The following is a 23,877-nucleotide window of genomic DNA, read 5'->3' on the forward strand; positions in this document are numbered from 1 at the left end:
CTTCCAGGACAAGTCTTTGTTTTTCCTCGGCGTCTCTGTGCCTCTGTGGTTTAACTGAGGTTTTAAGGATGAACGGCCTGGAACATGCCGCCGGTCTCGCCTACGGAGCCGCCTTCCTCACCGGCCTGCTGGGCAGCGGCCACTGCCTGGGCATGTGCGGCGGCCTGGTATCGGCCTTCTTCATGCGCACCCAGGCCCGGGGCCTGGCACCCCATCTGGCTTACCACGGGGCCCGGCTGGGCATCTACACCCTGATCGGCCTGGCCGCCGCCCTGCTCGGCGCCGTGCTGGTCAGCACCGGGCGCCTGGGCCTGGTGCAGGGGCTGCTGCAGATCGTCGCCGGCCTGGTGGTGATCCTCCTGGGTCTGGACCTGCTCGGCGTCTCCCCCTGGCGCAACACCCTGGGCTTCGCCCCCCTGGCCTGGCTGCGCCGCCAGTTCGGCCAGGCCACCCAGCGCGGCCCCCTGGTCGGCGCGGCCATAGGCGGCGCCGTCAATGGCCTGATGCCCTGCTCCATGACCATGGCCATGGCGGTGCAGGCCACCACCGCCCCCACGCCCGGGGACGGGGCCCTGCTGCTGCTGGTGTTCGGGCTCGGCACCCTGCCTTCCATGGCCTCCGCCTCCTGGCTGTTCGGCCGGCTCGGGGTCCGGGCCCGCAACTGGCTGCTGAAGGCCGCCGCCCTGACCGTGATCGCCCTGGGCCTGTCCACCCTGTGGCAGGGCAGCCGCTATTTCCTGGTCATGTACCGGCTGATTTTGTAGTCCCCGGGGTTCCCCGGTTCCCTTGATATCAACAACCTGAAAAGGAGCAGCAAATGGATCGTCGCAACATGCTCAAGACCTCCCTCCTGGGCGGTGCCGCCGCCCTGGTAGCCGGAACCTCCCACGCCGCCGAAGGCTGCAGCACCGACGGCACCCCGAACCAGTTCATCCCCAAGAAGGCGGCCGATGCCAGCCCCCTGGAAAACGAGCTGGAAAAATACGGCAAGTGCCCCTACTGCGGCATGGACCGCAAGGAACACAACAAGACCCGGATGCTGGTCCAGTATTCCGACGATCTCACCGACGGGGTCTGTTCCATCCACTGCCTGGCCCTGAGCCTGTCCCTCAACATCGACCGGGAACCCAAGAAAATCTGGGGCCCCGACTTCGCCGCCAGCACCGAACCCCGGCCCCTGGTGGAAGTGGACCAGCTCACCTACCTGATCGGCGCCGACCTGAAGCACGCCATGACCAAGCGCAGCAAGCATTCCTTCGCCTCCGAAGCCGGCGCCAAGGAATTCCAGGCCAAGTTCGGCGGCACCCTGGCCAAGTTCGACGAAGCCCTGGAAGCCACCTATCTGGACATGTCCAAGGATGTGGCCCAGATCCGCAAGAACCGCGCCGAGCGCCGCAAGCGCGCCATGGAAAAGCAGCACGGATGAGCGCCGGGACCCGCCTTCTGAGGGGTCTGCTGCTGGCCCTCTGGACCGCCGTCGCCGCCAGTGCGGCGCTGGCCCAGGGGGTCGTGGTGCCCAAGCCGGGGCCCAAGGACCTTTGCCCCGTGTGCGGCATGATCGTCTCCAAGTACCCCAACTGGGTGGCCACCGTGCTCTACAAGGATGGGCACGCGCACCATTTCGACGGGGCCAAGGACATGTTCAAGTACCTGCACAACCTGCCCAAGTACGCCCCCGGCCACCGGCCCGAGGACATGGCCCGCATCGCCGTCACCGACTTCTACGACCTGGGGAAGGTGGATGCGCGCACGGCCTGGTTCGTGATCGGCTCCGACGTGCTGGGCCCCATGGGCCATGAGTTCGTCCCCCTGGCCAGCCGCGAGGACGCGGCCGATTTCATGAAGGAGCACAAGGGCGTACGCACCCTGCGCTTCGATGAGATCACCCCGGCCCTGGTGGAACAGGTGGACCACGGCAGGTTCCGCTGACCATGTACCGTCTCAGGCAATCCGGCCCTGCCGCCCGGCGCCTCCAGTTACTGGGCGCCGGGCTGGTCGGCCTGGCCCTGCTGCTGCAGGCCCTGACCCTGTTCATCGGGGCCAGGCACTTTGCCGCCAGCCTGAGCAATGCCGACAGCAGCATCGAAATCTGCACCCCCGCCGGGCTCATGCGCATCTCCAGCCAGAGCGATGGCAGCGCTGAACCCCAGCTCCTGAACATCAAGGCCTGCCCCTACTGCGGCGCCGGCCAGTTCCTCTTTCTGCCCAGCCCCGAGCGGCTGCCCGGGCAGCTCGCCGAATTCCAGCCCCCACCCCTGCCGGCCGGCCTCTCCCGGCCGCTGCCCGCCCCCGACCAACGGCACGCCCCGCCCCGGGGCCCGCCTCCCGGCGCCTGAATCCTTGTTCCGGGGCGGCCTGCAGCCGCCCGCACCAAGACCTGCGGCAGGACGGGCTGTCCTGCTGCGCCTGATTCATCCTTAAAACCTCAGTTAAACCACAGAGGCACAGAGACGCCGAGGAAAAACAAAGACTTGTCCTGGAAGGCCTGGTCACTTTCTAGGTGAGCGCAGAAGACAATGCAAGCCATTGTTTTTTAACTTCTCTGTGTCTTTGTGTCTCTGTGGTGAGGTTTTTAGGTTCATGCCTCAAGACGAGATGGAAATGACCCTGCATGCCCCCTCCCCGGGCATTACCGGCGCCCCGGCCCAGACCCCTGGCGCGCCCCACCTCCTGCCCCGGCAGCCCGGCCAGATGCCCCCCTTTTTGCATCCGGGGCTGCTCCTGGCCCTGGGCCTGCATCTGGCCCTGCTGGCCTGGTGGGCCCTGGGGACGGCAGAACCTGCGGCCGCCCCCAGGCCCCGTCCTCTGCCGGTGTCGGTGTCCCTGATCCCCCCGGCCCCGGCCGCCGCGCCCCGGCAGCTCCAGGCACCAGCGCCCCTGCCGCCGGCACCGGTCACGCCGCCCCGCCCGGTCCCCACACCGGCCCCCAAACCGGCAGCCGCCCGGCCGGCAGCGCGGCAGCCGGCTCCGGCCCAGGTTCAGGCCCCGGCGCTGCCCAGCCCGGCCGCCCCCCGGGAAGCGGAAGCGGCACCCGGCCCGCTCAGCAGCACCCCGCCGGCCCCCGCCGCCGCCAGCAGCAGCGCCACGGCCGGCAGCAGCCAGGAGGCCGCCGTGAGCGCCCCCCGCTTCGACGTGGCCTACCTGCACAACCCCAAGCCCCCCTACCCCCTGCTGGCCCGCCGCCGGGGCGACGAAGGCCGCGTGGTGCTGCGGGTGCAGGTCAGCGCCGCCGGCCTGGCCGAGCAGGTGCAGCTGCACAGGAGCAGCGGCAACGACAGCCTGGACGAGGCCGCCCTGAACACCGTGCGGAACTGGCGCTTCGTGCCAGCCCAACGGGGCGACACCCCGGTGGCCGCCAGCGTCCTCGTGCCCATCACCTTCAAACTGGAAAACTGATATGCAAACCCTGGAATTCGCCCATCTCTGGAACAGCACCGACAGCATAGGCCGAGCCGTGGCCCTGCTGCTCTTCCTCATGTCCATCGCCAGCTGGGGAGTCATCCTCGGCCGAGCCTGGGATGTCTGGCGCCTGCGCCGCTGCCTGCCCGCCGCCCTGGCCCGGTTCTGGAACGCCCCCAGCCTGGAGACCGGCTACCAGCAGCTGCGGCAGACTCCCTGCGGCCGGCTGCTCGCCCCCCTGGCGGAAGCCACCCTGGAGCTGGACCCCGCCGCCCGGCGCCCGGATTACGACCACTCGGGCCAGCTCACCCGCAGCCTGCGCCAGGCCCTGACGGAAGTGACCATGTATCTGGAAAGCGGCCTCACCCTGCTCGCCTCCACCGCCGCCGTGGCGCCCTTCGTGGGCCTGTTCGGCACGGTCTGGGGCATCTACCACGCCCTCCTGGGCATCTCCCGGGCCAGCTCGGTACAGCTGGACGTGGTGGCCGGCCCCGTGGGCGAAGCCCTGATCATGACCGCCGCCGGCCTGTTCGTGGCCATTCCCGCGGTACTCGCCTACAACTTCCTGAACCGGGCCAACCGCATCCTGATGGCCGCCGCCGACGGCTTCGCCCACGACCTGCACGCCCAGGCCACGACGGGGGAAGCCTGGCGCCCCAGCGAGCCCCGGCGCCCCCGGGTGGTGGGAGGCTGAGATGGGTTTCGGCAGCTTCGAAGGGGAAGGCGTCCCCAAACTCAACGCCGAGATCAACACCACGCCCCTGGTGGACGTGATGCTGGTGCTGCTGGTGGTGTTCATCCTCACGGCGCCGCTCCTGGCCCAGGGCATCAAGGTGAACCTGCCCCAGGCCCAGGCCGCGCCCCTGGAGACCCAGCCCGACCCGGTGCAGCTGGGCATCCAGGCCGACGGCAGCCTGTTCTGGAACGGCCAGCCCCTGGCCGCCAGCGCCCTGCAGGCCACCCTGGAGGAAGCCGCCCGGCGCCAGCCCCAGCCGGAAATCCGCATCCAGGCCGACGAAACCACCCCCTACCGGGAGCTGGCCCGGGTCATGGCCGCCGCCCAGGGGGCCGGCCTGGTGAAGCTGGGCTTCGTCACCGAGAGCAGCGCCACCGGACGCCAGGACCATGAGCCAGCAACATCCCGATAGGCTGACCCGGGTCTTCCTCGGCGCCCGGGAAACCCTGCGCCAGTTCGTCAGCCGCCGGATCGGCCCGGAGGAGGCCGACGACGTGCTGCAGGACACCTGGCTGCGCCTTTCCCAGCACCGGGAGCAGGAGGACTGGCGCGAACCCCGGGCCATGCTGTTTGCCACGGCCGGCAACCTGAGCATAGACCGCTGGCGCTGGCAGCAGCGCCAGCAGACCCTGGTGACGGAGGAAGCGGGCTGGGAGCTGTGTCCGGACGAGCGGCCGGACCCGGCCACCTGCCTGGAACAGCGCCGCCAGGTGCTGCGCCTGGATGCGGCCCTGGCGGAACTGCCGCCCGCCTGCCGCCAGGCCTTCCTGCTGAACCGCCTGGAAGGCCTCAGCCACCGGGAAATTGCCCAGCAGCTGGGGATTTCGTGCAAAACTGTACAACGTCATATTGAAAAGGCCCTGGGCCACTGCCTGCAGCGCCTGGGCGATTGAACCTGGCGATTTAACCTAGCAATTGAACCTGGATTCCTTACCCCGAAGACCCGGAGCCAGGCTGGAACGCACGACCTTGGCCCCTGGCCTTGCGCAAGCCGGAAGCTGCGCCAGCCCGGGCCGCCTTTCCCCAGTGTTGGCTGTGTTTCTGGGAGGTATTAACCTAAAAAACCTCACCACAGAGACACAAAGACACAGAGAAGTTAAAAAAACAATGGCTTGCATTGTCTTCTGCGCTCACCTAGAAAGTGACCTGGCCTTCCAGGACAAGTCTTTGTTTTTCCTCGGCGTCTCTGTGCCTCTGTGGTTTAACTGAGGTTTTAAGAATTAAGGTTCGCCCTGCTGCCCGTCCCGGAACCGCCGCCCTGCCCATGAAACCGCCCGACACTCCCGCCGCCATCGAAGCAGCCGCCATCCGCTGGTGGACGGCCCGCCATGGGGGGCACTGGAGCCCGGCCCAGGAACGGCAGCTGAGCGCCTGGCTGGACCAGGACCCGGCCCATCGCCAGGCTTACCAGCGGGTCGCCCGGGTCTGGGAACTGGCAGGCACCCTGCCCACCCCGGCCGAACCTGCGGCCCCCCCATCGCCGCCCCCCCGGCGCGGACGGCGCCTGGAACTGGGGCTGGGCGGCCTGATGCTCCTGGCCATGCTCCTCTGGCAGGCCGGCGGCTGGTGGCTGGGCCAGCCCGTCACCTGGCAGAGCGACGCCCGGCAGGAGGAAATCGCCCTGGACGACGGTTCCCGCATCACCCTGGCGCCGGCCAGCGCGATCCAGGTGCGCCTCGGCCGGGGCCAGCGCCAGATCCGGCTGCTCCGGGGCGAGGCCCTGTTCCGGGTGGAACAGGACAGCCGCCCCTTCCAGGTCCGCGCCGGCGCCGGCCAGGTCACCGACCTGGGCACCGTGTTCCATGTGTCCCTGACGGAGGGCGGGGTCAGCGTCGGGGTCATGGAAGGCCTGGTCGCCATCGACACAGCCAAAGGCCGGCTGCAGCTCAGCGCCGGGGAAGGCAGCCGCTACGGTCCCGGGGGCGAAATCGCCCCGCCCTACGCCAGCTGGACCAGCCCGGAACAATGGACCCGGGGCCGCCGGACCTTCCACGACGAACCCCTGGGAGCGATCCTGGAACGCTTCCGGCAGCGGCACGGCACCCGCTTCGAGCTGCTGGACGAGGCCCTGGCGGCACTGCCCGTGAGCGGCAGCTTCAGCCTCGATGATCCGGCCCCCTTCATCGCCACCCTGGGCGCCGGCTTTCCCGTCCAGGCCCGGGCCATCCCCGGGGGCTGGGAACTGCAGTACCGCTGAAACCGCCGCCGCGCCACTGCCCTGTCCACTTTCCCCTCGGTCAAACGTCGTAAGGAGGAATTCACACAAGGAACCCTCCATGACCTCTTCCCTGCTGCGCGCCCTGCTGCTTGGCCTCGGCCTCTGCGGCTCGGCCCTGGCGGCCGACCCCGCCCGCCCCATCGACATTCCCGCCGGTCCCCTGGCCGGTGCCATCAGCACCCTGGCCGACCAGACCGGCCTGCAGCTGCTCTACGACCGCCAGCTCCTGGAAGGCAGGCAGGCCCCGGCCCTCCACGGCAGCATGAGCCCCCGGGAAGCCCTGGACAAACTGCTCCAGGGCAGCGGCATCGGCTATCGCTTCACCGACGCCGGCAGCGTCGCCCTCATCGGCGCCCAGAGCAGCCGGGGCAATACCCTGGACGAAGTCCTGGTCACCGGACAGCGCCTGGGCGAAGGCCTGGGCTATGCCGGCAAGACCGTGAGCCTGGGCAAGCAGGAACTCAACCCCCGCCAGATTCCCAACTCCGTCTCCGTGCTCACCCGCCAGCAGATGGACGACCAGGGCATGACCGAAATGACCCAGGCCATGCAGCAGATGACCGGGGTGAACGTGATCGCCAACGACACCCTGAGCAACCAATACCTGATCCGGGGCTATTCACCTGGCGTCATGTACGACGGGGTCACCTCCTACAACGGCATGACCCCTTCGCACCAGTTCGACCTGGCCCTCTACGAACGCATCGAAGTGCTGCGCGGCCCCGCCGGCCTGCTGCGCGGGGTGGGGGAACCGGGCGGAGTGGTGAACCTGGTGAAGAAGCGGCCCAGGGATGAACTGGCTTTTTCCTGGAGCGCATCCGCCGGCTCCTGGAACAACTACCGGGTGGAAGGAGACTTGACCGGCCCCCTGAATGAGGACAAAAGCCTGACCGGCCGACTGGTCGTGGCTGCTGAAGACAAGGACTTTTTCTACGACCACACCCATAGCCGCAAGGAACTGGCCATGGGAGCCCTGCGCTATCGGCTGACGCCCCAGACCACTTTTGATTTCTCCTTCGCCTCGGAAAGGCAGGAAGTCAAGGTACCCAGTTCAGGCCTGCCCATGTCTTCCAAGATCGACGGAAACGGCCATTACGTGAAACTGGACGTTCCCCGCTCAACTTTCAATGCGCCGGACTGGGGCAAGATGACCTACCGCACACAGGAAACCTCCTTCAGCGCCGAGCACCGCCTAGATGGTGGCTGGACCGCCAAAGCCAGCCTCAACCACCGCCGGATTCATGCCAACGACAAAGAAGCCTTTACAGGAAGCACACTGGACACCAGCACCAACCTGATTGACTACTGGAGCTATCGTTGGGAAGACGATGACACCCGGGATGGTATCGATATCTACGCTAACGGCCCTTTCTCCCTGCTGGGTCGGGAGCACAATTTCCTGCTGGGCTTCAACAGCGAACGCTATAACCACAAGGGAAAACTGGCCTGGGGCCCGGACTACAACGACGTGACCTGGGGCGACCTGGATGCCCTGCCCGAACCGGAAATTCCCTACACCTCCGGCAGCGAGAGCGAAACCCGGCAGCACGGCTTCTACTCCCAGCTGCGCATCAGCCTGGCCGATCCCCTAACCCTGGTGCTGGGGGGCCGGACCACCACCTTCAAGGTCAAGAGCCGGAAAATCTCCCCCTCCCCGGAAACCGCCTGGGCCGACGGCGCCAAGGCCGACAACGAGTTCACCCCCTATGGAGGGCTGCTCTACGACATCGCCCCCGGCCTCACCCTCTACGGCAGCTACGCCGACATCTTCGTGCCCCAGACCCAGCTCAAGGCCGACGGCGGCACCCTGGACCCCCGGGTGGGACGGCAGCTGGAAGTGGGCGCCAAGGGCGAGTTCCTGGATGGCCGCCTGGCCGCCTCCCTGGCCCTGTTCAACCTGCGCGACAAGAACCGTGCTTATCGAGATGATCGCTACCCCAACAGCTACTACTACCTGAACGCCGGAGAAGTGGAAAGCAAGGGCTGGGAAGTGGAGGTTACCGGACGTCCCCTCCAGGGCCTGGACCTGAGTGCCGGCTATACCCGTCTTGAAACACGCTATCTCAAAGATGCCACCAATCAAGGGAAAAGCTACTCCATTCAAACCCCAAAAAATCAGTTGAAGCTGTGGGGCAATTACCGCTTCGACAGCCAGAGTCCCCTGGCTGGCTGGAGTGCAGGGATGGGGCTTCAGGCCAACAGCAAGGCCCAGAGCTCCAGGGGGCGCAGGGATCAGGTCGTAAACAGCGGCTACGTCGTGGTCAACAGCCGCATCGCCTGGCAAATCAACAAAACCTACTCCCTGAGCCTGCAGATGAACAACCTGTTCGACAAGAAGTACTACGCCTCCGTGGGCCAACCCCATACCTACAACTTCTACGGGGAGCCCAGGAACTTCATGCTCACCCTCAAGGCCGACATGTAAGGAGGGCCCCATGCAACGTCGACTCATCCTGAAAACCGGCCTGGCCGGGCTGGCTCTGGCCGGCAGCGGCGGCCTGGGGGCCGCCACCCAGGACTGCGGCAGCAGCCTGCGGGAGGACCCCAACCCCCTGGAAGGGGAGCTGGAGAAATACCCCCGCTGCGCCCACTGCGGCATGGACCGGCGCAAGTTCCACTACAGCCGGGCCCTGGTGCGCTACCAGGGCAACCTGGTGGAGGGCACCTGCTCGATCCACTGCCTGGCGGTCAGCCTGGTGAAGAACCTGGGCAAGGAAGCCCAGGCCCTGCACATCGCCGACTACGGCAGCCCGGCCGAACCCCGGCCCCTGGCGGAGGCCACCCGGGCCAGCTTCATCGTCGGCGGCGAGTTTCCCCGGGTCATGAGCAAGCGTCCCAAAACCGCCTTTGCCGACCCGGAACTGGCCCGCCAGGCCCAGGCGGACAAGGGGGGCGAACTGGTCAGCTACGACCAGGCCCTGCTGGCCGCCTACACGGATCTGGCCGAAGCCCCGAAAACCCGGCGGGAACGGCGCCGGGAACAGCAGCCCGGCAGCTGAACCAGCAACTGACCACGGCGCCGGACTGGCGCCGACCGAGCAAACCGCCGGAATAAACCTAAAAACCTCACCACAGAGACACAAAGACACAGAGAAGTTCAAAAAAACAATGGCTTGCATTATCTTCTGCGCTCACCTGGAAAGTGACCTGGCCTTCCAGGACAAGTCTTTGTTTTTCCTCGGCGTCTCTGTGCCTCTGTGGTTTAACTGAGGTTTTAAGGATAAAACCGACGTCATCCCGCCCCCGGACTGCGGCCAAATGTCGCAGTCCGGGGCGCAGCGCAATTGCTACGATCCGCGCCGCCGCCCCGCCCACCGCCCGTCCCGGGCCGGGGCGCGCCGGCCGCCAACACACAGACACCCTCCGGAGGAACCCTGACCATGCCCCCCTGTTGCCCACCCCGCCGGATCTCCTGGCTCGTCTTCCTGGCCCTGTCCTGGGGCGCCCACGCCCAGGAATCCACGGTAGTCCTGGGAGAAGTCACCGTCAGCTCCGTCGAGACGGGCTCCCTGCCGACACGCAGCATCCTGACCTCGGTGGATGTCATGGGGGCCGAGCGGGTCAAGGACAAGAACGTCATGAACAGCTGGGAACTGATCGGCCAGATGCCCGGCGTCCAGCTCACCGAGTTCCGCCTCGGGGCAGAATCGGGCAAACCCTCGTTCCGGGCCTTCAACGGCGAGGGCTACATCAACGGCATCAAGCTGCTCATCGACGGGGTGCCGAGCAACATCAACAGCGGCAACATGCGCTACCTGGACATGGTGTTCCCCCTGGACATGGAATATGTCGAGGTGGTGCGGGGCACCAACGATCCCCGCTACGGGCTGCACAACATCGGCGGCAACATCAACGTGGCCACCCGCCAGGGCGGCAACTATGCCGATGGCCGCCTGACCTACGGCAGCTTCGACACCCGGGAACTGCAGGTGGCCCTGGGCCGGGAATCCGGCGGCTTTGCCCAGAACTACTTCTTCGCCAAACAGGACTCCGACGGCTACCGGGACCATTCCAGCTCGGAGAAATACAGCTTCGGCGGCAAATGGTTCTACACCAGCGAGGACGGCCGCCTGAAGACCGGGGTGATGGCCAGGCTCTACGAGCATGAAGCGGAAGAGGCCGGCTACCTGACTGAGGCCGAGTTGCGGGCCGACCGCTTCCAGTCGCCGGAGAAAAATGCCCATGACCAGGACTACCGCAACATGAAGCAGCTGAGCGGCCACCTGGACTACCGCATCTCGCCCACCCTGAACTACAGCAGCAAGCTCTACTACAACCGCATCTCGGACGACCGCCACGTCACCTACAACGGGGCCAGCAGCAACAGCGCCCGGCAACGCCGGATCTGGGAAGAGGAGCAGCGCGGCTGGATGAACACCCTGACCTGGCAGCCCGGCGCCCAGCTGACCATAGACGGCGGCTTCAACTACGAGCACCAGGACAACCGCTACCGCCGCTACCGTTACGCCCAGGCCGTGCCCACCGACTTCTCCACCCCGGCGAGCGTCTCCAACGATGACAGCTACGAGCTGGACAACTTCGGCGCCTACATCCAGGCCATCATCAAGCCCGCCGAGCACTGGAAGATCGTGCCCGCCTTCCGGGTGGACCGCTTCTGGGGCGACACCCGGCTGCACACCAACGGCGCCACCGCCTCCCTCCAGGACTACGGCTGGATCGAGCAGCCCAAGCTCAGCGTGGTCTATAGCCCCAGCCCGGCGCTCAGCATCTACGGCAACTGGGGGCGCACCTTCCAGATCCTCACCGGCTCCCGCAGTCCCGCCTACCTGCTGCCCGGCACCAGGACCTACAAGCCCTCCATCAACACCGGGGTGGAACTGGGCACCAAGCTCCGCCTGACGGACAGCAGCGAGGCCCGCATCGCCATATGGCAGCAGGACGCCACCGACGAAGTCGCCAACCTGCCCAGCGCCGATGCCACCCAGGCCCTGGGCGAGACGCGGCGCAAGGGCGTGGACCTGCAATTCACCACCCGGCTCTCGGACAAGCTCAAGCTCTGGGCCTCCCACTCCATCCAGGAAGCCCGGGTGACCGGCGGCACCGCCGCCTCGGGCACCTCCCTGGCGGGCAAGGAAGTGTTCTCCACCCCCCGCTACATCTCCAACCTGGGCCTGGAATACCAGGCCAACGCCCAGCTGCGCCTCAATCTCCAGGGACGGGCCCAGGGCAAGTACTACATCGACGACCAGAACGCCAAGGGCAAGTACGGCGGCTACGTGCTCTTCGATGCGGGCCTCAGCTATGCCCTGTCCCGGAGCCTGGGGCTAGACCTGCAGTTGAAGAACATGTTCGACCGGAAATACGAGTACGTCTGGTACGACACCATCTGGTCCACACCCCAGGCCATGTATTCCCCGGGCGCCGGGCGGGCCTTCTACGCCAGCCTCAACTTCCACATGTAACGGCCGGCGACCATGAGCCGCCGCTCTGCCCGCCCCGGAGCCCGCCCGTGAGCGCCAGGCCCCGGGGCTGGCGCCCCCTGCTGCACGGACTGCACCAATGGACCGGGCTGAGCCTAGGGCTGATCTTCGTCCTGCTCGGCCTGAGCGGCAGCTGGCTGGCCTTCTACCCGGAGCTGGATCAGCTGCTGCACCCGGAGCAGGTGGCGACCCCGGGCGCCGGCACCATCCCCCTGGCGCCGGTGGTGGCCGCCCTGCGGGCCGCCGAACCGGGGCGCCCGGGTCCCTGGCGCATCGAGCTGCCGCGCTGGGAAGGCGCCCCCATCGGGGCCCGCTACTACCATCCAGCGGAAACCCGGGAGCGGCACTTCGCCCCCCTGATGCTGACCCTGGACCCCCACAGCCTGCGCCTCAGCCGCAAGTACTTCTGGGGCGAGGACCCCAGTACCTGGATCTACGACCTGCACTACACCCTGCTGCTCGGCGACCTGGGGCAGACCCTGCTGGGCGGCGTGGCGGGCCTGCTGCTACTCCTCCTCCTGAGCGGCCTCCTGCTCTGGTGGCCCCACCCGGGCCGCTGGCGCGGTGCCCTGAGCATCAAGGCCGGCGCCGTGTGGAAACGGCGCATCTACGACTGGCACGTGAAACCCGGGGTCTACACCCTGGTCCTGATGCTGCCGCTCACCCTGACCGGGCTGATGCTGGTGGTGCCCCACTGGTTCGCCCCTCTGGTCGAGGGACTTGGCCCGGTGAGCCGCAACTACCAGGCCCCCGCCCCGGCCGCCGGCTTCGTCCCCGGCGTGGACGCCGACCAGGCCCTGGCCGTGGCCCTGGCCCGCTTCCCCGGGGCCGAACTGCGCTGGCTGGAAACCCCCTCCCCCACCCAGGGCTACTGGCACCTGCGGCTGTACCAGGCCGGGGAGCCGAGCCGCCGTTTTCCCGGCACCCATGTCTGGGTGGATGCCGCCTCCGGCCACCTGCTGGCCCTACGGGACCCCCGCCAGAACACGGCGGGGGACACCTGGCTGGCCTGGCTGCACCCGCTCCACAACGGTGAAGCCTTCGGCCTGACCGGGCGCATCGCCATCTGCCTGAGCGGCCTCCTGCCCCTGCTGGCCCTGCTCACCGGCTTCATCCGCTGGCGGCACAAGCGCACGAGCCGGGCCCGGAGCGCCCGCACCATCCCCGGCCACCCCTGAAGCCCGCCACATTCCCCATTCAAGACGCCGCTTCCCGGGTAGAGTATGGCAACTGAATGGAACGGGAGAAGGACCATGGCGGCGCTCTGGTGGATGCTGTTACCCCTGTTGATCCTGGCGGGCCCGGCGGGCGCGGCCTGCGCCCCGGAAAGCCGGCTGCGGCTGCCCCAGGGCGAGCTGTGCGGCGCCACCTCGGCCCACTCGGAAGCGGTGCTGGTCTACAAGGGTCTGCCCTATGCAGAGCCGCCGGTGCCCGAGCGGCAGCTGCGCTGGCAGCCGCCCCGGCCGCCCCTGGCCTGGGACGGCCTGCGCCAGGCCCTGGCCTTCGGCCCCGTCTGCCCCCAGTACGGCGCCAACGGCCTGGAAGGGGCCGAGGACTGCCTCTACCTGAACATCTGGACCCCGAAGGCCGCCCCCGGGACCCAGGCCCGGCTGCCGGTGCTGGTATTCCTGCACGGCGGCGGCTTCACCTCCGGGGCCGGCTCCCTCGCCAGCTACGACGGCAGTTCCCTGGCCGCCCAGCAGGCGGTGGTGGTGACCCTCAACTACCGGCTCGGCGCCCTGGGCTTCCTCTATGCCGACCGGGCCCCCGGCGGTCCCCTGGAACAGCCGGTACCGGGCAACCTGGGGCTCCTGGACCAGCAGGCCGCCCTGGCCTGGGTCCAGGCTCACATCGCCGCCTTCGGGGGCGACCCGGCCCGGGTCACCCTGTTCGGCGAAAGCGCCGGGGCCATGTCGGCCGGGCTGCACCTGTTCGCCGTGCCCTCCTCCATCCCCCTGTTCCGGGCCGCCATCATGGAAAGCAATCCCATGGGGGTGCTCTATCCCGGGCCCGGCCAGGATTCCGCCTGGGGCGAAAACTACCTGCAGCACCTGTGCGGCCCCAAGGTGCGCTCCGCCGACTGCCTGCCCAACACCGCCAATCTGCAGGCCTTTTCCCTGGCCCATGTGTTCCAGGCCGCCGGCGCCTACCAGACGGAACGGATGCTCAAGGAAGCCGACGCCGGCTTTCCCCAGTCCATGCCCTGGGGCCCCCTGGTGGACGGCACCCTGGTCACCAGCCAGCCCCTGGACGGCTACGGCCCCGCCAATGCCAAGGCGGCCAAACCCTTCGTGTTCGGCATGAACGGCAATGAGGGGGTGGCCTTCGCCGCCATGACCTGCGCCGCCTTCGCCAGCAACAACGGGACACCCAATCCGGACCCGGCCGAGGCCGCCCGCTGCCTGCCCCCGGGGTCCAAGGCCTCAATGATGGACCCGGCCTGGTACGACGCCGCCATCACCCAGATCTACGGCCCCGCCAACGCCGCCCGGGTGCGGGCCTTCAGCGCGGCCGACGGCAGCCGGCCCTACGACGCCCACAGCCTGCCCGGCACCGCCTATTACAACCCCGCCGCCCAGGCCATGGCCGCCGTGGTCGGGGCCGACAACTTCATCTGCGCCAACCTGCACGCCGTGGACCGGGTACTGCAGCAGGTCCCCGGTCAGCAGGTCCATGCCTACCTGTTCACCCAGCCGCCCCTGTTCGATCTCTATGCTGATCTGGGCACCCGGGCCTGCGCCCCGGAATACGGCCAGGTCTGTCACGGGGACGAGCTGGCCTTCCTGTTCGACACCCTGGCAGTGACCAGCGCCGAATTCCACGGCATCCTGCCGGTCCCCGCCGCCGACCAGGCCCTGGCCGCCCGGATGGGCAAGGCCTGGACCCGCTTCGCCCGGGACCTGACCATGCCCGCCCCCTGGCGCCCCTACCGCCCGGGCCAGGGCCTGATCCAGGTGCTGAACAGCAGCAAGCCGGGCCAGGTGGACAGCGCCACCCTGAACGCCCAGGCCCATTGCGCCAGCCTCTGGGATTCCTTCTATCCCCAGGGCCGCAACAGCGCCAGCCTGCTCCGGCACCCAGGCCGCCAGGACGGGAAAACCCGGGGGCGCTAAGCCGGGCTGCCGCCCAAACGCTCAAGCCCCGGGCGGGGTCAGGCGCAGGACCTGGTCGAAACAGCCGCTGCCCTGGGGCCGGTGGGAAATCCAGATCAGGCTGCGGCCCTGGCACCAGGCGCAGACCTGCTGCACCAGCCGTTCCGCCCCTCCGTCCTCCAGGCCCTCGGTGGGCTCGTCCAGCACCGTCAGGGGCGCCCGGCGCAGCAGGGCCCGGGCCACGCCCAGGCGGCGCAGCTGGCCGCCGGAAAGGCTCTGGCCGCCTTCCTGGACCCAGGTTTCCAGGCCCTCGGGCCAGGTCCGCAGCGTCGCCGCCAGGCCCACCAGCTCCAGCACTTCCCACATTTCCGCCGCACTGGCGGCAGGCGCCGCCAGGCGCAGGTTGTCCGCCAGGGTGCCGCCCCGGGCCCAGGCAAACTGGCTGGCGACCGCCAGGGTGCGGCGCAGGGTGGGCTCGTCCAGAGCCTCCAGGGGCACCCCGCCCAGGCGGATGCTGCCCCGGTCGGGCACCTCGAAACGGGCCAGGAGCTGCACCAGGGAAGACTTGCCGCAGCCGCTGGGGCCCTCCAGGAACAGCCGGGTGCCGGGCGCCAGGTGCAGGGAAAAGTCCCGCAGCACCGGGGTATGGGCGTCCCAGGAAAAATCCAGCTGCTCGATCTCCAGGCCCCCGTCCGCCGGCTGGGGCCCGGCTGGGGCAAAGACGATGGCCGGTTCCTGCCCGGCGATGGCTTCGATGCGCCCCGCCGCATGGGCGATGGCAGGCAGCTCCACCAGGCCGCCGGCCAGGGGCGCGGCAATCTCCGCCACCCCCACGAGCAGCAGCACCATGGCCACCAGCAGGGGGCCATCCAGGGTGCCGCCGTGGGCCACCAGGGCCCACCAAGCCGCCAGACCGGCTGCCGCCGTGACCAGGGCCCGGGCCAGGGCCGCCAGCCGGTCGTTGCGGCCCTGCACCTGCATGGCCTCCCGGGAGCGGGCCAGGGCCCGGTCCCGGAATTCCCCCCAGGCCCGGCCATTGAAGGCCAGCACCGGGGCCCCGTCGGCCGCGTCTATCATGGCCCGGCGCAGGGCCGCCCGGCGCTCCACCAGCCCCCGGGCACCGCGCCGCCCCAGGCGCCAGAGCAGGGGCGGCAAGAGCAGGAACAAGCCGATGAGGGCCAGGGGCGGCAGAGCCCCCGCGGGTATCCAGAAGCCCAGCAGCCCGGCGACACCGCCCAGCACCAGGAACAGGGAGATGCCCGGCAGCAGCAGGCGGGGAATCAGCCCGTCCAGCTGCTCCACATCCCGCATGAAGCGGTGCAGCAGTTCCGCCCCGTGGTAGACCCCCAGCTGCCGGGGCGCCAGGGGCAGCAGCCGGGCCAGGAGCCAGACCCGCACCCGGGCCAGGAGCCGGAAGGTGGCCTCGTGGGTCAGCACCCGTTCGCTCCAGCGTCCCACGGTGCGGCTCAGGGCCAGGCCCCGGACGCTGGCGCCCGGGTAAAAGAAATTGAAGGCCAGGGCGGTGGCCGGGGTCAGCCCCGCCACCGCTGCGGCGCTGATGAACCAGCCGGACAGGGCGAGCAGGGCCACGGTGGAGGCCACCGTGAGCAAGCCCAGCACCAGGCTGGCCGCATACCAGCGGCCCAGGCCCCGGAGCTGGCGCAGATAGGGCAGGAGGGCCCCGAGGCGGGGCTGCTGTTCCGGTTTGGGTTCAGACATCTTCCATCTCCTCCCGGCCATCCTGCAGCAGGGCCGCCAGGGCTGCCGCAGACAGGGGCCGCAACAGTCCCTGCTCCAGTTCCAGGACCCGGCCGGCCAGGGCCAGGGGCGCCGGCCGGTGGGTTACCAGCAGGGTGGTGCAGCCCGCCGCCAGTTCCCCCAGGCGGGCCACCATGAAGGCTTCCGCGCCAGCGTCGAGGCTGGCCGTGGGTTCATCAAGCAGCAGCAGGCGGGGCCGGCGCAGGGCCAGACGGGCCAGGGCCAGACGCCGCAGCTGGCCGCCGGACATCCAGCGCCCCGCCTCGCCCATGGGGGTTTCCAGCCCCTCCGGCAGGGCCCGGGCCCAGTCTCCCAGGCCGGCAAAATCCAGGGCATCCCAGAGGGCTTCCGGCGCCACGGGGCTGGCACAGGCCACCCGCAGGTTGGTGGCCAGGCTGGCGGCCAGGAGCGGCGGGTGCTGGTCCATCCAGCCGATCTGCTCGCGCCAGGCCTGCAGGTCCAGCTCCGTCAGGGGCACCCCGTCCACCCGCAGCGCCCCGGCGCCCGGCAGGGCGATGCCGGCCGCCAGACGCAGCAGACTGCTCTTGCCAGCGCCGCTGGGGCCCAGGACCGCGACACACTCCCCCGGCGCCAGGGCCAGGCTGCAATCGGCCAGCACCGGCTGCCCGGCCCGGTAGGCCAGATGCACGCCGGCAAATTCCAGGGCCGCCGGGCCGCTGCCCCCGGGGCTGGCCCCGCCCCGGCCGCCGGCTCCCTCGGGCAGGGTGGCCAGCACCTGGCGGATGTTCATGGCCGCCGCCAAGGCCTCGGCCCGGGCGTGGTAATGGGTGCCCAGCTCCCGCAGGGGCTGGTAGAACTCGGGGGCGAGCAGGAGGATGAACAGGGCCGCCCCCAGCTCGGGGCCGGCGCCGTAAAAGCCGAACTCCAGATAGCCCAGCAGGCTGAAGCCGAGAAACACGGCGCTCAAGGCAATGGAGACAGAGGTGAAGAATTCCAGTACCGCCCCGTTCAGGAAGGCCAGGCGCAGGACCTTCATGGTCCGCTCGCGGAAGCTTTCCCCCAGGGCGGCCAGCTCCTCCAGGCTGCGCTGCCGGGCATCGAACAGGCGCAGGGTGGGCAGGCCCCGCACCAGGTCCAGGAAGGTGCCCCCCAGGCGCTGCATGGCGAGCATCTGCCGGGATTGCTCGGCCCGGGTGCGCCAGCCCACCAGGATCATGAACACCGGCACCAGGGGCGCCGTGCCCAGCAGGATCAGGGCGGCCATCCAGCTATAGGGCAGCACGGCGGCAACGATGAGCAGGGGCACGATGGCCGCCAGCATCTGCTGGGGACGGTAACGGGCGAAGTAGCCATCCACCGCTTCCACCTGGTCGGTCACCACGCTGCTCAGGGCGCCGCCCGCCAGGCGGGCGCTCCACAGGGGGCCGCCGCGCCGGGCCGCCTCCAGCAGCTCCTGACGCAGGCCCTGGCGGGCCGAGCGTCCGGCGCGCAGGCCGAATTCATCCCGGGCCAGGCCCAGCAGGGCGCGCAGCAGCACACAGAGGGGAATCAGCCAGATAGCGCCGGGCGGCGCGCCGGCCAGGGAATGCTCCAGCACCAGGACGTGCAGCACCCGGGCCAGGTTGTACATCAGGAAAATGGTGACCAGGGCCTGGGCCGTGCCGCACAGGACGGCGCCGAACACCAGGGGTCTGGCGCTCCTGCCGTAGGCCGTCAGCCAACGCAGGGCTTGGGATTCTGCGGCGAGCTCCCCCGGGCGCTCCAGTGCTTGCTCTTGGGTTCTCAGGGTCGTGTCCAGCGGGTGGGTGAAGTGGCAATGCTACAACGTTGGCGCCGGAGCTGCAGCCGCAAAGGCCGGGCCTCGCGGCTGCAATTCCGGCCAGACCCCGGCAGAGCCGGGGCCAGGGGAGGGTCAGGTCTCGTCGCGGTTGCGGCCCTCCTGGGCCTCAAACCACAGGGCGTTGACCACGGCCAGGAGGATGGCCATGGCCAGCCCCAGTACCCAGGTGAAATACCACATGTGAATCTCCTTTGCTGTCAGTAGGCGGAACGGTCGTTGGCCTCGATGAAGGCCGTGGTCACCTTGCCCGCCATCTTGCGGTAGGCCCAGCTGGTGTAGGCGATGACGATGGGGGTGAAGATCAGGGCGGCCCAGAACATCACGCCCAGGGTCAGATGGCTGGAGACGCTGTCCCAGACCGTGAGACTGGAGCGCGGGTCGCTGGAGGAAGGCATGACGAAGGGGAACATGGCCACCCCGGCGGTGCCGATGATGCCCAACTCCGCCAGACCGCTGCCGATGAAGGCCAGGACCGGGTAGCGCCGGGCCGCCATGAACAGGGCCAGCAGGCCGCCGCCGAAGGCCACGCCGGGCACCAGCCAGAGCAGGGGATGGGCCTTGAAGTTGGCCAGCCAGGCACCGGCCTGGATGCTCACCGTCTTGTCCAGGGGATTGGGCAAAGCGGCGGGATCCACGGCGGAGGTGATCACGTAACCCTTGATCCCCAGGCTCACCCACACCCCGGCCAGGGCAAAAGCCAGCAGCATCACGCTGCCGAAGATCAGGGCGGCCTTGCGGGCCCGCTCCTGGATCTCCCCCTCGGTACGGATCATCAGGTAATTGGCCCCGTGGAAGGTGAGCATGGACAGGCTCACCACCCCGGCCAGCAGAGCGAAGGGATTGAGGAGGCCCCAGAAGCTGCCGGTGTAGACCGGCATCAGGTTGTCCAGGAAGTGGAAGGGCACCCCCTGGAGCAGGTTGCCGAAGGCCACGCCGAAGATCAGGGCCGGCACCGCACCGCCCACGAACAGACCCCAGTCCCAGGCGCTGCGCCAGACGGGGCTGTTCACCTTGGAACGGTAGTCGAAGCCCACGGGCCGGAAGAAGAGCGCCCAGAGCACCGCCAGCATGGCCCAGTAAAAGCCGGAGAAGGCGGTGGCATAGACCAGCGGCCAGGCGGCGAAGATGGCGCCGCCGCCGGTGATGAACCAGACCTGGTTGCCGTCCCAGTGGGGCCCCACGGTGTTGATCACCACCCGCCGTTCCACGTCGGTCCGGCCGACGAAGGGCAGCAGAGTGCCGACCCCCATGTCGTGGCCGTCCATGACGGCAAAGCCCAGGAGCAGGACGCCCACCAGCAGCCACCAGATGATTTTCAGGGTTTCATAATCGAGCATCTCGGATTCCTCACTGTGCGGGTTTCAGGTCGGTTTCGCCTTCATAGCGGCCGGTGCCCAGGCTGGCAGGGCCGAGTCGGGCGTACTTGAACATCAGGTACATCTCCACCACCAGGAGGCCGGTGTAGAAGAACAGGAAGCCCGCCAGGGAGCCGTAGAGGCTGCCCGCCGTCAGAGTGGACGTGGACAGCTGGGTGGGCAGGACCCCGTAGATGGTCCAGGGCTGCCGGCCGAACTCGGCCACGAACCAGCCCATTTCCGAGGCGATCCAGGGCATGGGGATGAACCACAGGGCCCAGCGCAGCAGCCAGCGCTGTTCCTGGAAGGTGTTTTTTGCCGAGTACCAGAAGGACAGGGCAAAGAGCAGGAAGAAGGAGAAGCCCAGGGCCACCATGAGGCGGAAGGTCCAGAACATGGGCGCCACGGGGGGAATGGAATCCCGGGCCGCCTGGGCGATCATTTCCGGCGTCGCCAGGGAAACGTCCTCGCTGTACTTCTTCAGCAGCAGGCCGTAACCCAGGTCATCCTTGACCTGCTCGAAGCGGGCCCTCTGGGCTTCGTCGGCCTTGCCGGCCCGCAGCAGCTCCAGCAGTTGCACCGCTTCCATGCCCTGCCGGATCCGCTCCGCCGCCCGGGCTTCCAGCTGGTCGATGCCGGGCACCACCTTGTCGGTGGAGCGGGTGGCGATCAGGCCCAGGGCATAGGGAATCTTCACCTCCGCGTGGTTTTCCCGCCGCGCGTCATCGGGCAGGGCGAACAGGGTGAAGGGGGCCGGCGCTTCTTCCGTCTTCCACATGCCTTCCATGGCCGCCAGCTTGGTCTGCTGGTGTTCGGTCACCGCGTAGCCGGATTCGTCCCCGAGCACGATCACCGAGCAGGCGGAGGCGAAACCGAAGGCGGCGGCGATGCGGAAGGAACGCTTGGCGAATTCCACATGCCGGCCCTTGAGCAGGTACCAGGAACTGATCCCCAGCACGAACAGGGAGCCCGTCACATAACCCGCCGACACGGTGTGCACGAACTTGGCCTGGGCCGCCGGGTTGAACAGCAGTTCCCAGAAAGAGGTCATCTCCATGCGCATGGTCACGTAGCTGAACTCGGAGCCCACCGGGTTCTGCATCCAGCCGTTGGCAATCAGGATCCACACCGCCGAGAGGTTGGAGCCGATGGCGGTCAGGTAGGTGATCACCAGATGCTCCCGCTTGGAAAGCTTCTCCCAGCCGAAGAAGAACAGGCCGATGAAGGTGGATTCCAGGAAGAAGGCCATCAGGCCCTCGATGGCCAGGGGCGCACCGAAGATGTCGCCCACGTAGTGGGAGTAATAGGCCCAGTTGGTGCCGAACTGGAACTCCATGGTGATGCCGGTGGTGACGCCCAGGGCGAAGTTGATGCCGAACAGCTTGCCCCAGAACTTGGTCATGTCCCGGTAGATTTCCTTGCCGGTCATCACATACACGGTTTCCATGATGGCCAGCAGGAAGGACAGCCCCAGGGTCAGGGGCACGAAGAGGAAGTGATAGAAAGCCGTGGCAGCGAACTGCAGGCGGGAAAGGTCGACGACGGTTTCACTTATCATGGTGACTCCATTGTTGTTTTGCGGGCTGGACGCGGCGTTGTCTTGCGTTACCCCCCAACGCCAGGCCAGGTTGGCCGCCCTTCGGGATGGCTCCCGGGAAGGGCGGAAGAACGTGATCCGGATGCCGGCTGCGCCCCGCCGGATACACGGGGCGAAACAGACATCCCTGAGCCGGGCGGTTTGATGGCCGGCGGCCGGGTAGCGGACCTGCACCCGGCAGGTTTGCCTTCATGGCGTACCTCCGACTGGGTGGCGACAGGGCCGGCAAAACCGGCCCTGCCGGATCTCCCCACGAGAGTAATGAGGGCGCGCCCCGCCTGGGAGGGAGCGGAACGCGCCGTCCGTTCGGGATCAGCAAACAGACGGGCGCAGCCTAGCGGCCTCCCAAAAAATATTTAATGCGGTAAATTGTCACGCCCGCCGCAACCCGCCCCATGCGGGGCCCGGGCCTCTTGCGACGGATTGTCGCGCCCGGGAACCAAGCCCCAACCGCCGGATAAAATTCGCCCATGCTCACCAGCACCCCCCATCCCGTCAGCGCCCTGGAGCGCCTGGTCACCCTGCGCTGGGTCACCCTGGCCGCCCAGATTTCCCTGATCGCTCTGGTCACCGTGGGCTGGAAGATGTCCCTGCCCCTGGCCCCCATGCTGGCCGGCATCGCCTTCCTCGTCCTGGTCAACCTGGCCACCGCCTGGCGCCTGCGCCGCACCAGCACCGTCAGCGACCAGGAGCTGTTTACCCAGCTCTGCTTCGACGTGGGCACCCTGGCCTGGCTGCTCTACTTCGCCGGCGGCTCCAGCAACCCCTTCGTCTCCCTGCTGCTCCTGCCCATGACCATCGCCGCCGTGGTGCTGCCCCGGCGCTTCGGCTGGTACCTGGCCGGCATCTCCCTGGCCGCCTACAGCCTGCTGGTGTTCTTCAACCAGCCCCTGCCGCCGCCGGAGGGCAACCTCAAGACCCTGGACCAGCTGCTGGCGGAAACCTGCGGCGTGGGCGGCGAGCACGCCAGCCAGGGCGACGGCTTCGCCCTGCACATCGTCGGCATGTGGCTCAACTACATACTCAGCAGCCTGATCATCATCGTCTTCCTGACCCGCCAGGCCATGGCCCTGCGCGAACAGGAACGGGTGCTGCAGCAGACCCGGGAAAAATCCCTGCGTCAGGAAAAGGTCCTGGCCCTGGGCCTGCAGGCCGCCGGCGCCGCCCACAAGCTGGGCACGCCCCTATCCACCATGGCGGTGCTGGTAAGCGAACTGGAACGGGACCTGCCCCCCGGGGAAAACCGGGACAATCTGCGCCTGCTACGCCAGCAGCTGCAGCGCTGCAAGGGCATCCTGGCCGACATGGTGGCCGCCGGAGACACCCGCCCGCCCCTGGGGGCCGACCAGTGGATCCGCAATCTGATGAACGAATGGCTGCTGCTGCGCCCGGAAGTGCACATGCAGGCCCTGGAAATCGAAAACGACGAAACCCCGCCCCTGATCCAGGTGGACCGCAGCCTCGACCAGGCCCTGCAGAACCTGCTCGACAACGGCGCCAATGCCAGTCCCGAAAGCGTCCGCCTGCAGCTGGACTGGGACCGCAACCAGCTGGAAATCCGCATCCTGGACGAAGGCAGCGGCATCGACAGCCACCTGGCCAGCCTCCTGGGCAGGGACTTCATCCTTCAGGAAAAGAGCGAAGGCCTGGGCATAGGCTTCTTCCTCACCAACGCCACCATCGAACACCTGGGCGGCACCGTGGAAATCAGCAACCGGCTGCCCACCGGCAGCTGCATCCGGGTCTGCCTGCCCCTGGAAAACCTGGCCGCCACCCCCCGGCCCAGCGCCACCGTACTACCCCTGGTGGACGGCCCCTCCGGGCCCATGCTGACCCGGCCCGTCACCCGCATCGCCGCATGAGCACACCCGAAATATCCCTGGAAACTCCCCGTCTGCTGCTGGTGGACGACGATGAAATCTTCCGCGCCGTCCTGGCCCGGGCCCTGGAACGCCGGGGCTTCCAGGTCCAGGCCGCCGACAGCCCGGCTCAAGCCCTGCCCCTGGCGCGCCAGTATCCGCCCCGCTACGCGGTGGTGGACCTGCGCCTGGGGGACGAGTCAGGCCTGGGACTGATCGAAGCCCTGCACGCCCTCAACCCCCAGACCCGCATCGTCATGCTCACCGGCTACGCCAGCATCGCCACCGCGGTGGAAGCCATCAAGCTGGGGGCCGTCCACTACCTGACCAAACCCGCCGACCCGGAAGAAATCATCACCGCCCTGGGGCGCATCAGCGGCGACGCGGACATCCCCCTGGCCGCCAACCCCCCTTCGGTGGACCGGCTCGAGTGGGAACACATCCAGAAGGTGCTGAACCAGCACCAGGGCAACATCTCCGCCACCGCCCGGGCCCTGAAGATGCACCGCCGCACCCTGCAGCGCAAACTGGCCAAGCGGCCGGTGCGGGAGTAGGCCTCAGGCCTCTCAGCGCCAAGCCGCCCGAGCCTGGCAACCGCCCTTCCAAGCAGCTGCCCCGGTC

General features: G+C 68.4%; 21 protein-coding genes. 16 read left to right on the top strand and 5 right to left on the bottom strand.

Annotated features, from left to right (window positions below):
* Positions 1-68 precede the first annotated feature (68 nt).
* The 14 genes from G474_RS0117920 to G474_RS22300 all read left to right on the top strand — a co-directional run bounded on the left by G474_RS0117920 (position 69) and on the right by G474_RS22300 (position 14,907).
* Positions 69-764 carry a sulfite exporter TauE/SafE family protein gene (locus G474_RS0117920; protein WP_043465264.1) on the top strand — a complete coding sequence of 232 codons (696 nt, stop codon included), beginning with the start codon at positions 69-71 and terminating at the stop codon, positions 762-764.
* Positions 765-817: 53 nt separating this feature from the next.
* Positions 818-1,426, top strand: a complete 609-nt coding sequence (locus G474_RS0117925; RefSeq protein ID WP_026688142.1) for a nitrous oxide reductase accessory protein NosL — start codon at positions 818-820, stop codon at positions 1,424-1,426.
* On the top strand, positions 1,423-1,929 hold the full coding sequence (locus tag G474_RS0117930) for a nitrous oxide reductase accessory protein NosL (RefSeq protein ID WP_026688143.1): 507 nt from the start codon (positions 1,423-1,425) through the stop codon (positions 1,927-1,929). The genes G474_RS0117925 and G474_RS0117930 overlap by 4 nt, the downstream gene beginning before the upstream one ends.
* A 2-nt stretch (positions 1,930-1,931) precedes the next feature.
* The gene (locus G474_RS0117935) at positions 1,932-2,336 is read left to right on the top strand and encodes a DUF2946 family protein (RefSeq protein WP_026688144.1); all 405 of its coding nucleotides are present in this window, start codon (positions 1,932-1,934) and stop codon (positions 2,334-2,336) included.
* A gap of 244 nt (positions 2,337-2,580) precedes the next feature.
* A complete protein-coding gene (locus G474_RS24340) occupies positions 2,581-3,396 on the top strand; it encodes an energy transducer TonB (RefSeq protein ID WP_156919348.1) in 816 nt (271 codons plus the stop codon).
* A 1-nt stretch (position 3,397) separates the two neighbouring features.
* Entirely contained in the window at positions 3,398-4,093 is a 696-nt protein-coding gene (locus G474_RS24530) for a MotA/TolQ/ExbB proton channel family protein (RefSeq protein WP_026688146.1), read from the top strand.
* 1 nt (position 4,094) lies between these two features.
* Complete coding sequence (locus G474_RS21560; protein ID WP_051282418.1) at positions 4,095-4,547, top strand: ExbD/TolR family protein; 453 nt, start codon at positions 4,095-4,097, stop codon at positions 4,545-4,547.
* A complete protein-coding gene (locus G474_RS0117955) occupies positions 4,525-5,028 on the top strand; it encodes an RNA polymerase sigma factor (RefSeq protein WP_051282419.1) in 504 nt (167 codons plus the stop codon). The genes G474_RS21560 and G474_RS0117955 overlap by 23 nt, the downstream gene beginning before the upstream one ends.
* A gap of 371 nt (positions 5,029-5,399) precedes the next feature.
* Positions 5,400-6,332, top strand: a complete 933-nt coding sequence (locus tag G474_RS0117965; RefSeq protein ID WP_026688148.1) for a FecR family protein — start codon at positions 5,400-5,402, stop codon at positions 6,330-6,332.
* 79 nt (positions 6,333-6,411) lie between these two features.
* Complete coding sequence (locus G474_RS0117970) at positions 6,412-8,778, top strand: TonB-dependent siderophore receptor (protein WP_084513851.1); 2,367 nt, start codon at positions 6,412-6,414, stop codon at positions 8,776-8,778.
* Positions 8,779-8,788: 10 nt separating this feature from the next.
* Positions 8,789-9,352: a nitrous oxide reductase accessory protein NosL gene (locus G474_RS0117975; protein ID WP_026688150.1), complete on the top strand. Its 564-nt coding sequence runs from the start codon at positions 8,789-8,791 to the stop codon at positions 9,350-9,352.
* Positions 9,353-9,733: 381 nt separating this feature from the next.
* The gene (locus G474_RS0117985; RefSeq protein ID WP_051282420.1) at positions 9,734-11,776 is read left to right on the top strand and encodes a TonB-dependent receptor; all 2,043 of its coding nucleotides are present in this window, start codon (positions 9,734-9,736) and stop codon (positions 11,774-11,776) included.
* Between the two features lie 47 nt (positions 11,777-11,823).
* Positions 11,824-12,972: a PepSY-associated TM helix domain-containing protein gene (locus G474_RS21565; protein WP_211228153.1), complete on the top strand. Its 1,149-nt coding sequence runs from the start codon at positions 11,824-11,826 to the stop codon at positions 12,970-12,972.
* 75 nt (positions 12,973-13,047) lie between these two features.
* On the top strand, positions 13,048-14,907 hold the full coding sequence (locus G474_RS22300) for a carboxylesterase/lipase family protein (RefSeq protein WP_169729555.1): 1,860 nt from the start codon (positions 13,048-13,050) through the stop codon (positions 14,905-14,907).
* 21 nt (positions 14,908-14,928) lie between these two features.
* On the opposite strand, the gene cydC is transcribed toward G474_RS22300, so the two are convergent.
* The 5 genes from cydC to G474_RS0118020 all read right to left on the bottom strand — a co-directional run bounded on the left by cydC (position 14,929) and on the right by G474_RS0118020 (position 21,358).
* Positions 14,929-16,605 (bottom strand): thiol reductant ABC exporter subunit CydC, encoded by a 1,677-nt coding sequence (cydC, locus tag G474_RS21575; protein WP_043465266.1) that lies wholly within the window; start codon positions 16,603-16,605, stop codon positions 14,929-14,931.
* A complete protein-coding gene (gene cydD, locus G474_RS21580; RefSeq protein ID WP_051282422.1) occupies positions 16,598-18,289 on the bottom strand; it encodes a thiol reductant ABC exporter subunit CydD in 1,692 nt (563 codons plus the stop codon). Before cydD ends, cydC begins: the two co-directional genes overlap by 8 nt.
* A gap of 228 nt (positions 18,290-18,517) precedes the next feature.
* Positions 18,518-18,625, bottom strand: coding sequence for a cytochrome bd-I oxidase subunit CydX (gene cydX / locus G474_RS23065; protein WP_026688152.1), 108 nt, complete (start codon positions 18,623-18,625; stop codon positions 18,518-18,520).
* Positions 18,626-18,642: 17 nt separating this feature from the next.
* Positions 18,643-19,782: a cytochrome d ubiquinol oxidase subunit II gene (gene cydB / locus G474_RS0118015; protein ID WP_026688153.1), complete on the bottom strand. Its 1,140-nt coding sequence runs from the start codon at positions 19,780-19,782 to the stop codon at positions 18,643-18,645.
* Between the two features lie 10 nt (positions 19,783-19,792).
* Complete coding sequence (locus G474_RS0118020; protein ID WP_026688154.1) at positions 19,793-21,358, bottom strand: cytochrome ubiquinol oxidase subunit I; 1,566 nt, start codon at positions 21,356-21,358, stop codon at positions 19,793-19,795.
* Between the two features lie 509 nt (positions 21,359-21,867).
* Between G474_RS0118020 and G474_RS21585 the strand changes: the two genes are divergently transcribed.
* Both G474_RS21585 and G474_RS0118030 read left to right on the top strand, forming a co-directional pair.
* Positions 21,868-23,259, top strand: coding sequence for an ATP-binding protein (locus G474_RS21585; RefSeq protein WP_051282423.1), 1,392 nt, complete (start codon positions 21,868-21,870; stop codon positions 23,257-23,259).
* Complete coding sequence (locus tag G474_RS0118030) at positions 23,256-23,810, top strand: response regulator transcription factor (protein WP_026688155.1); 555 nt, start codon at positions 23,256-23,258, stop codon at positions 23,808-23,810. Before G474_RS21585 ends, G474_RS0118030 begins: the two co-directional genes overlap by 4 nt.
* Positions 23,811-23,877: the final 67 nt, after the last annotated feature.

This window comes from Azovibrio restrictus DSM 23866, from assembly GCF_000429665.1.
Lineage (GTDB): Bacteria > Pseudomonadota > Gammaproteobacteria > Burkholderiales > Rhodocyclaceae > Azovibrio > Azovibrio restrictus.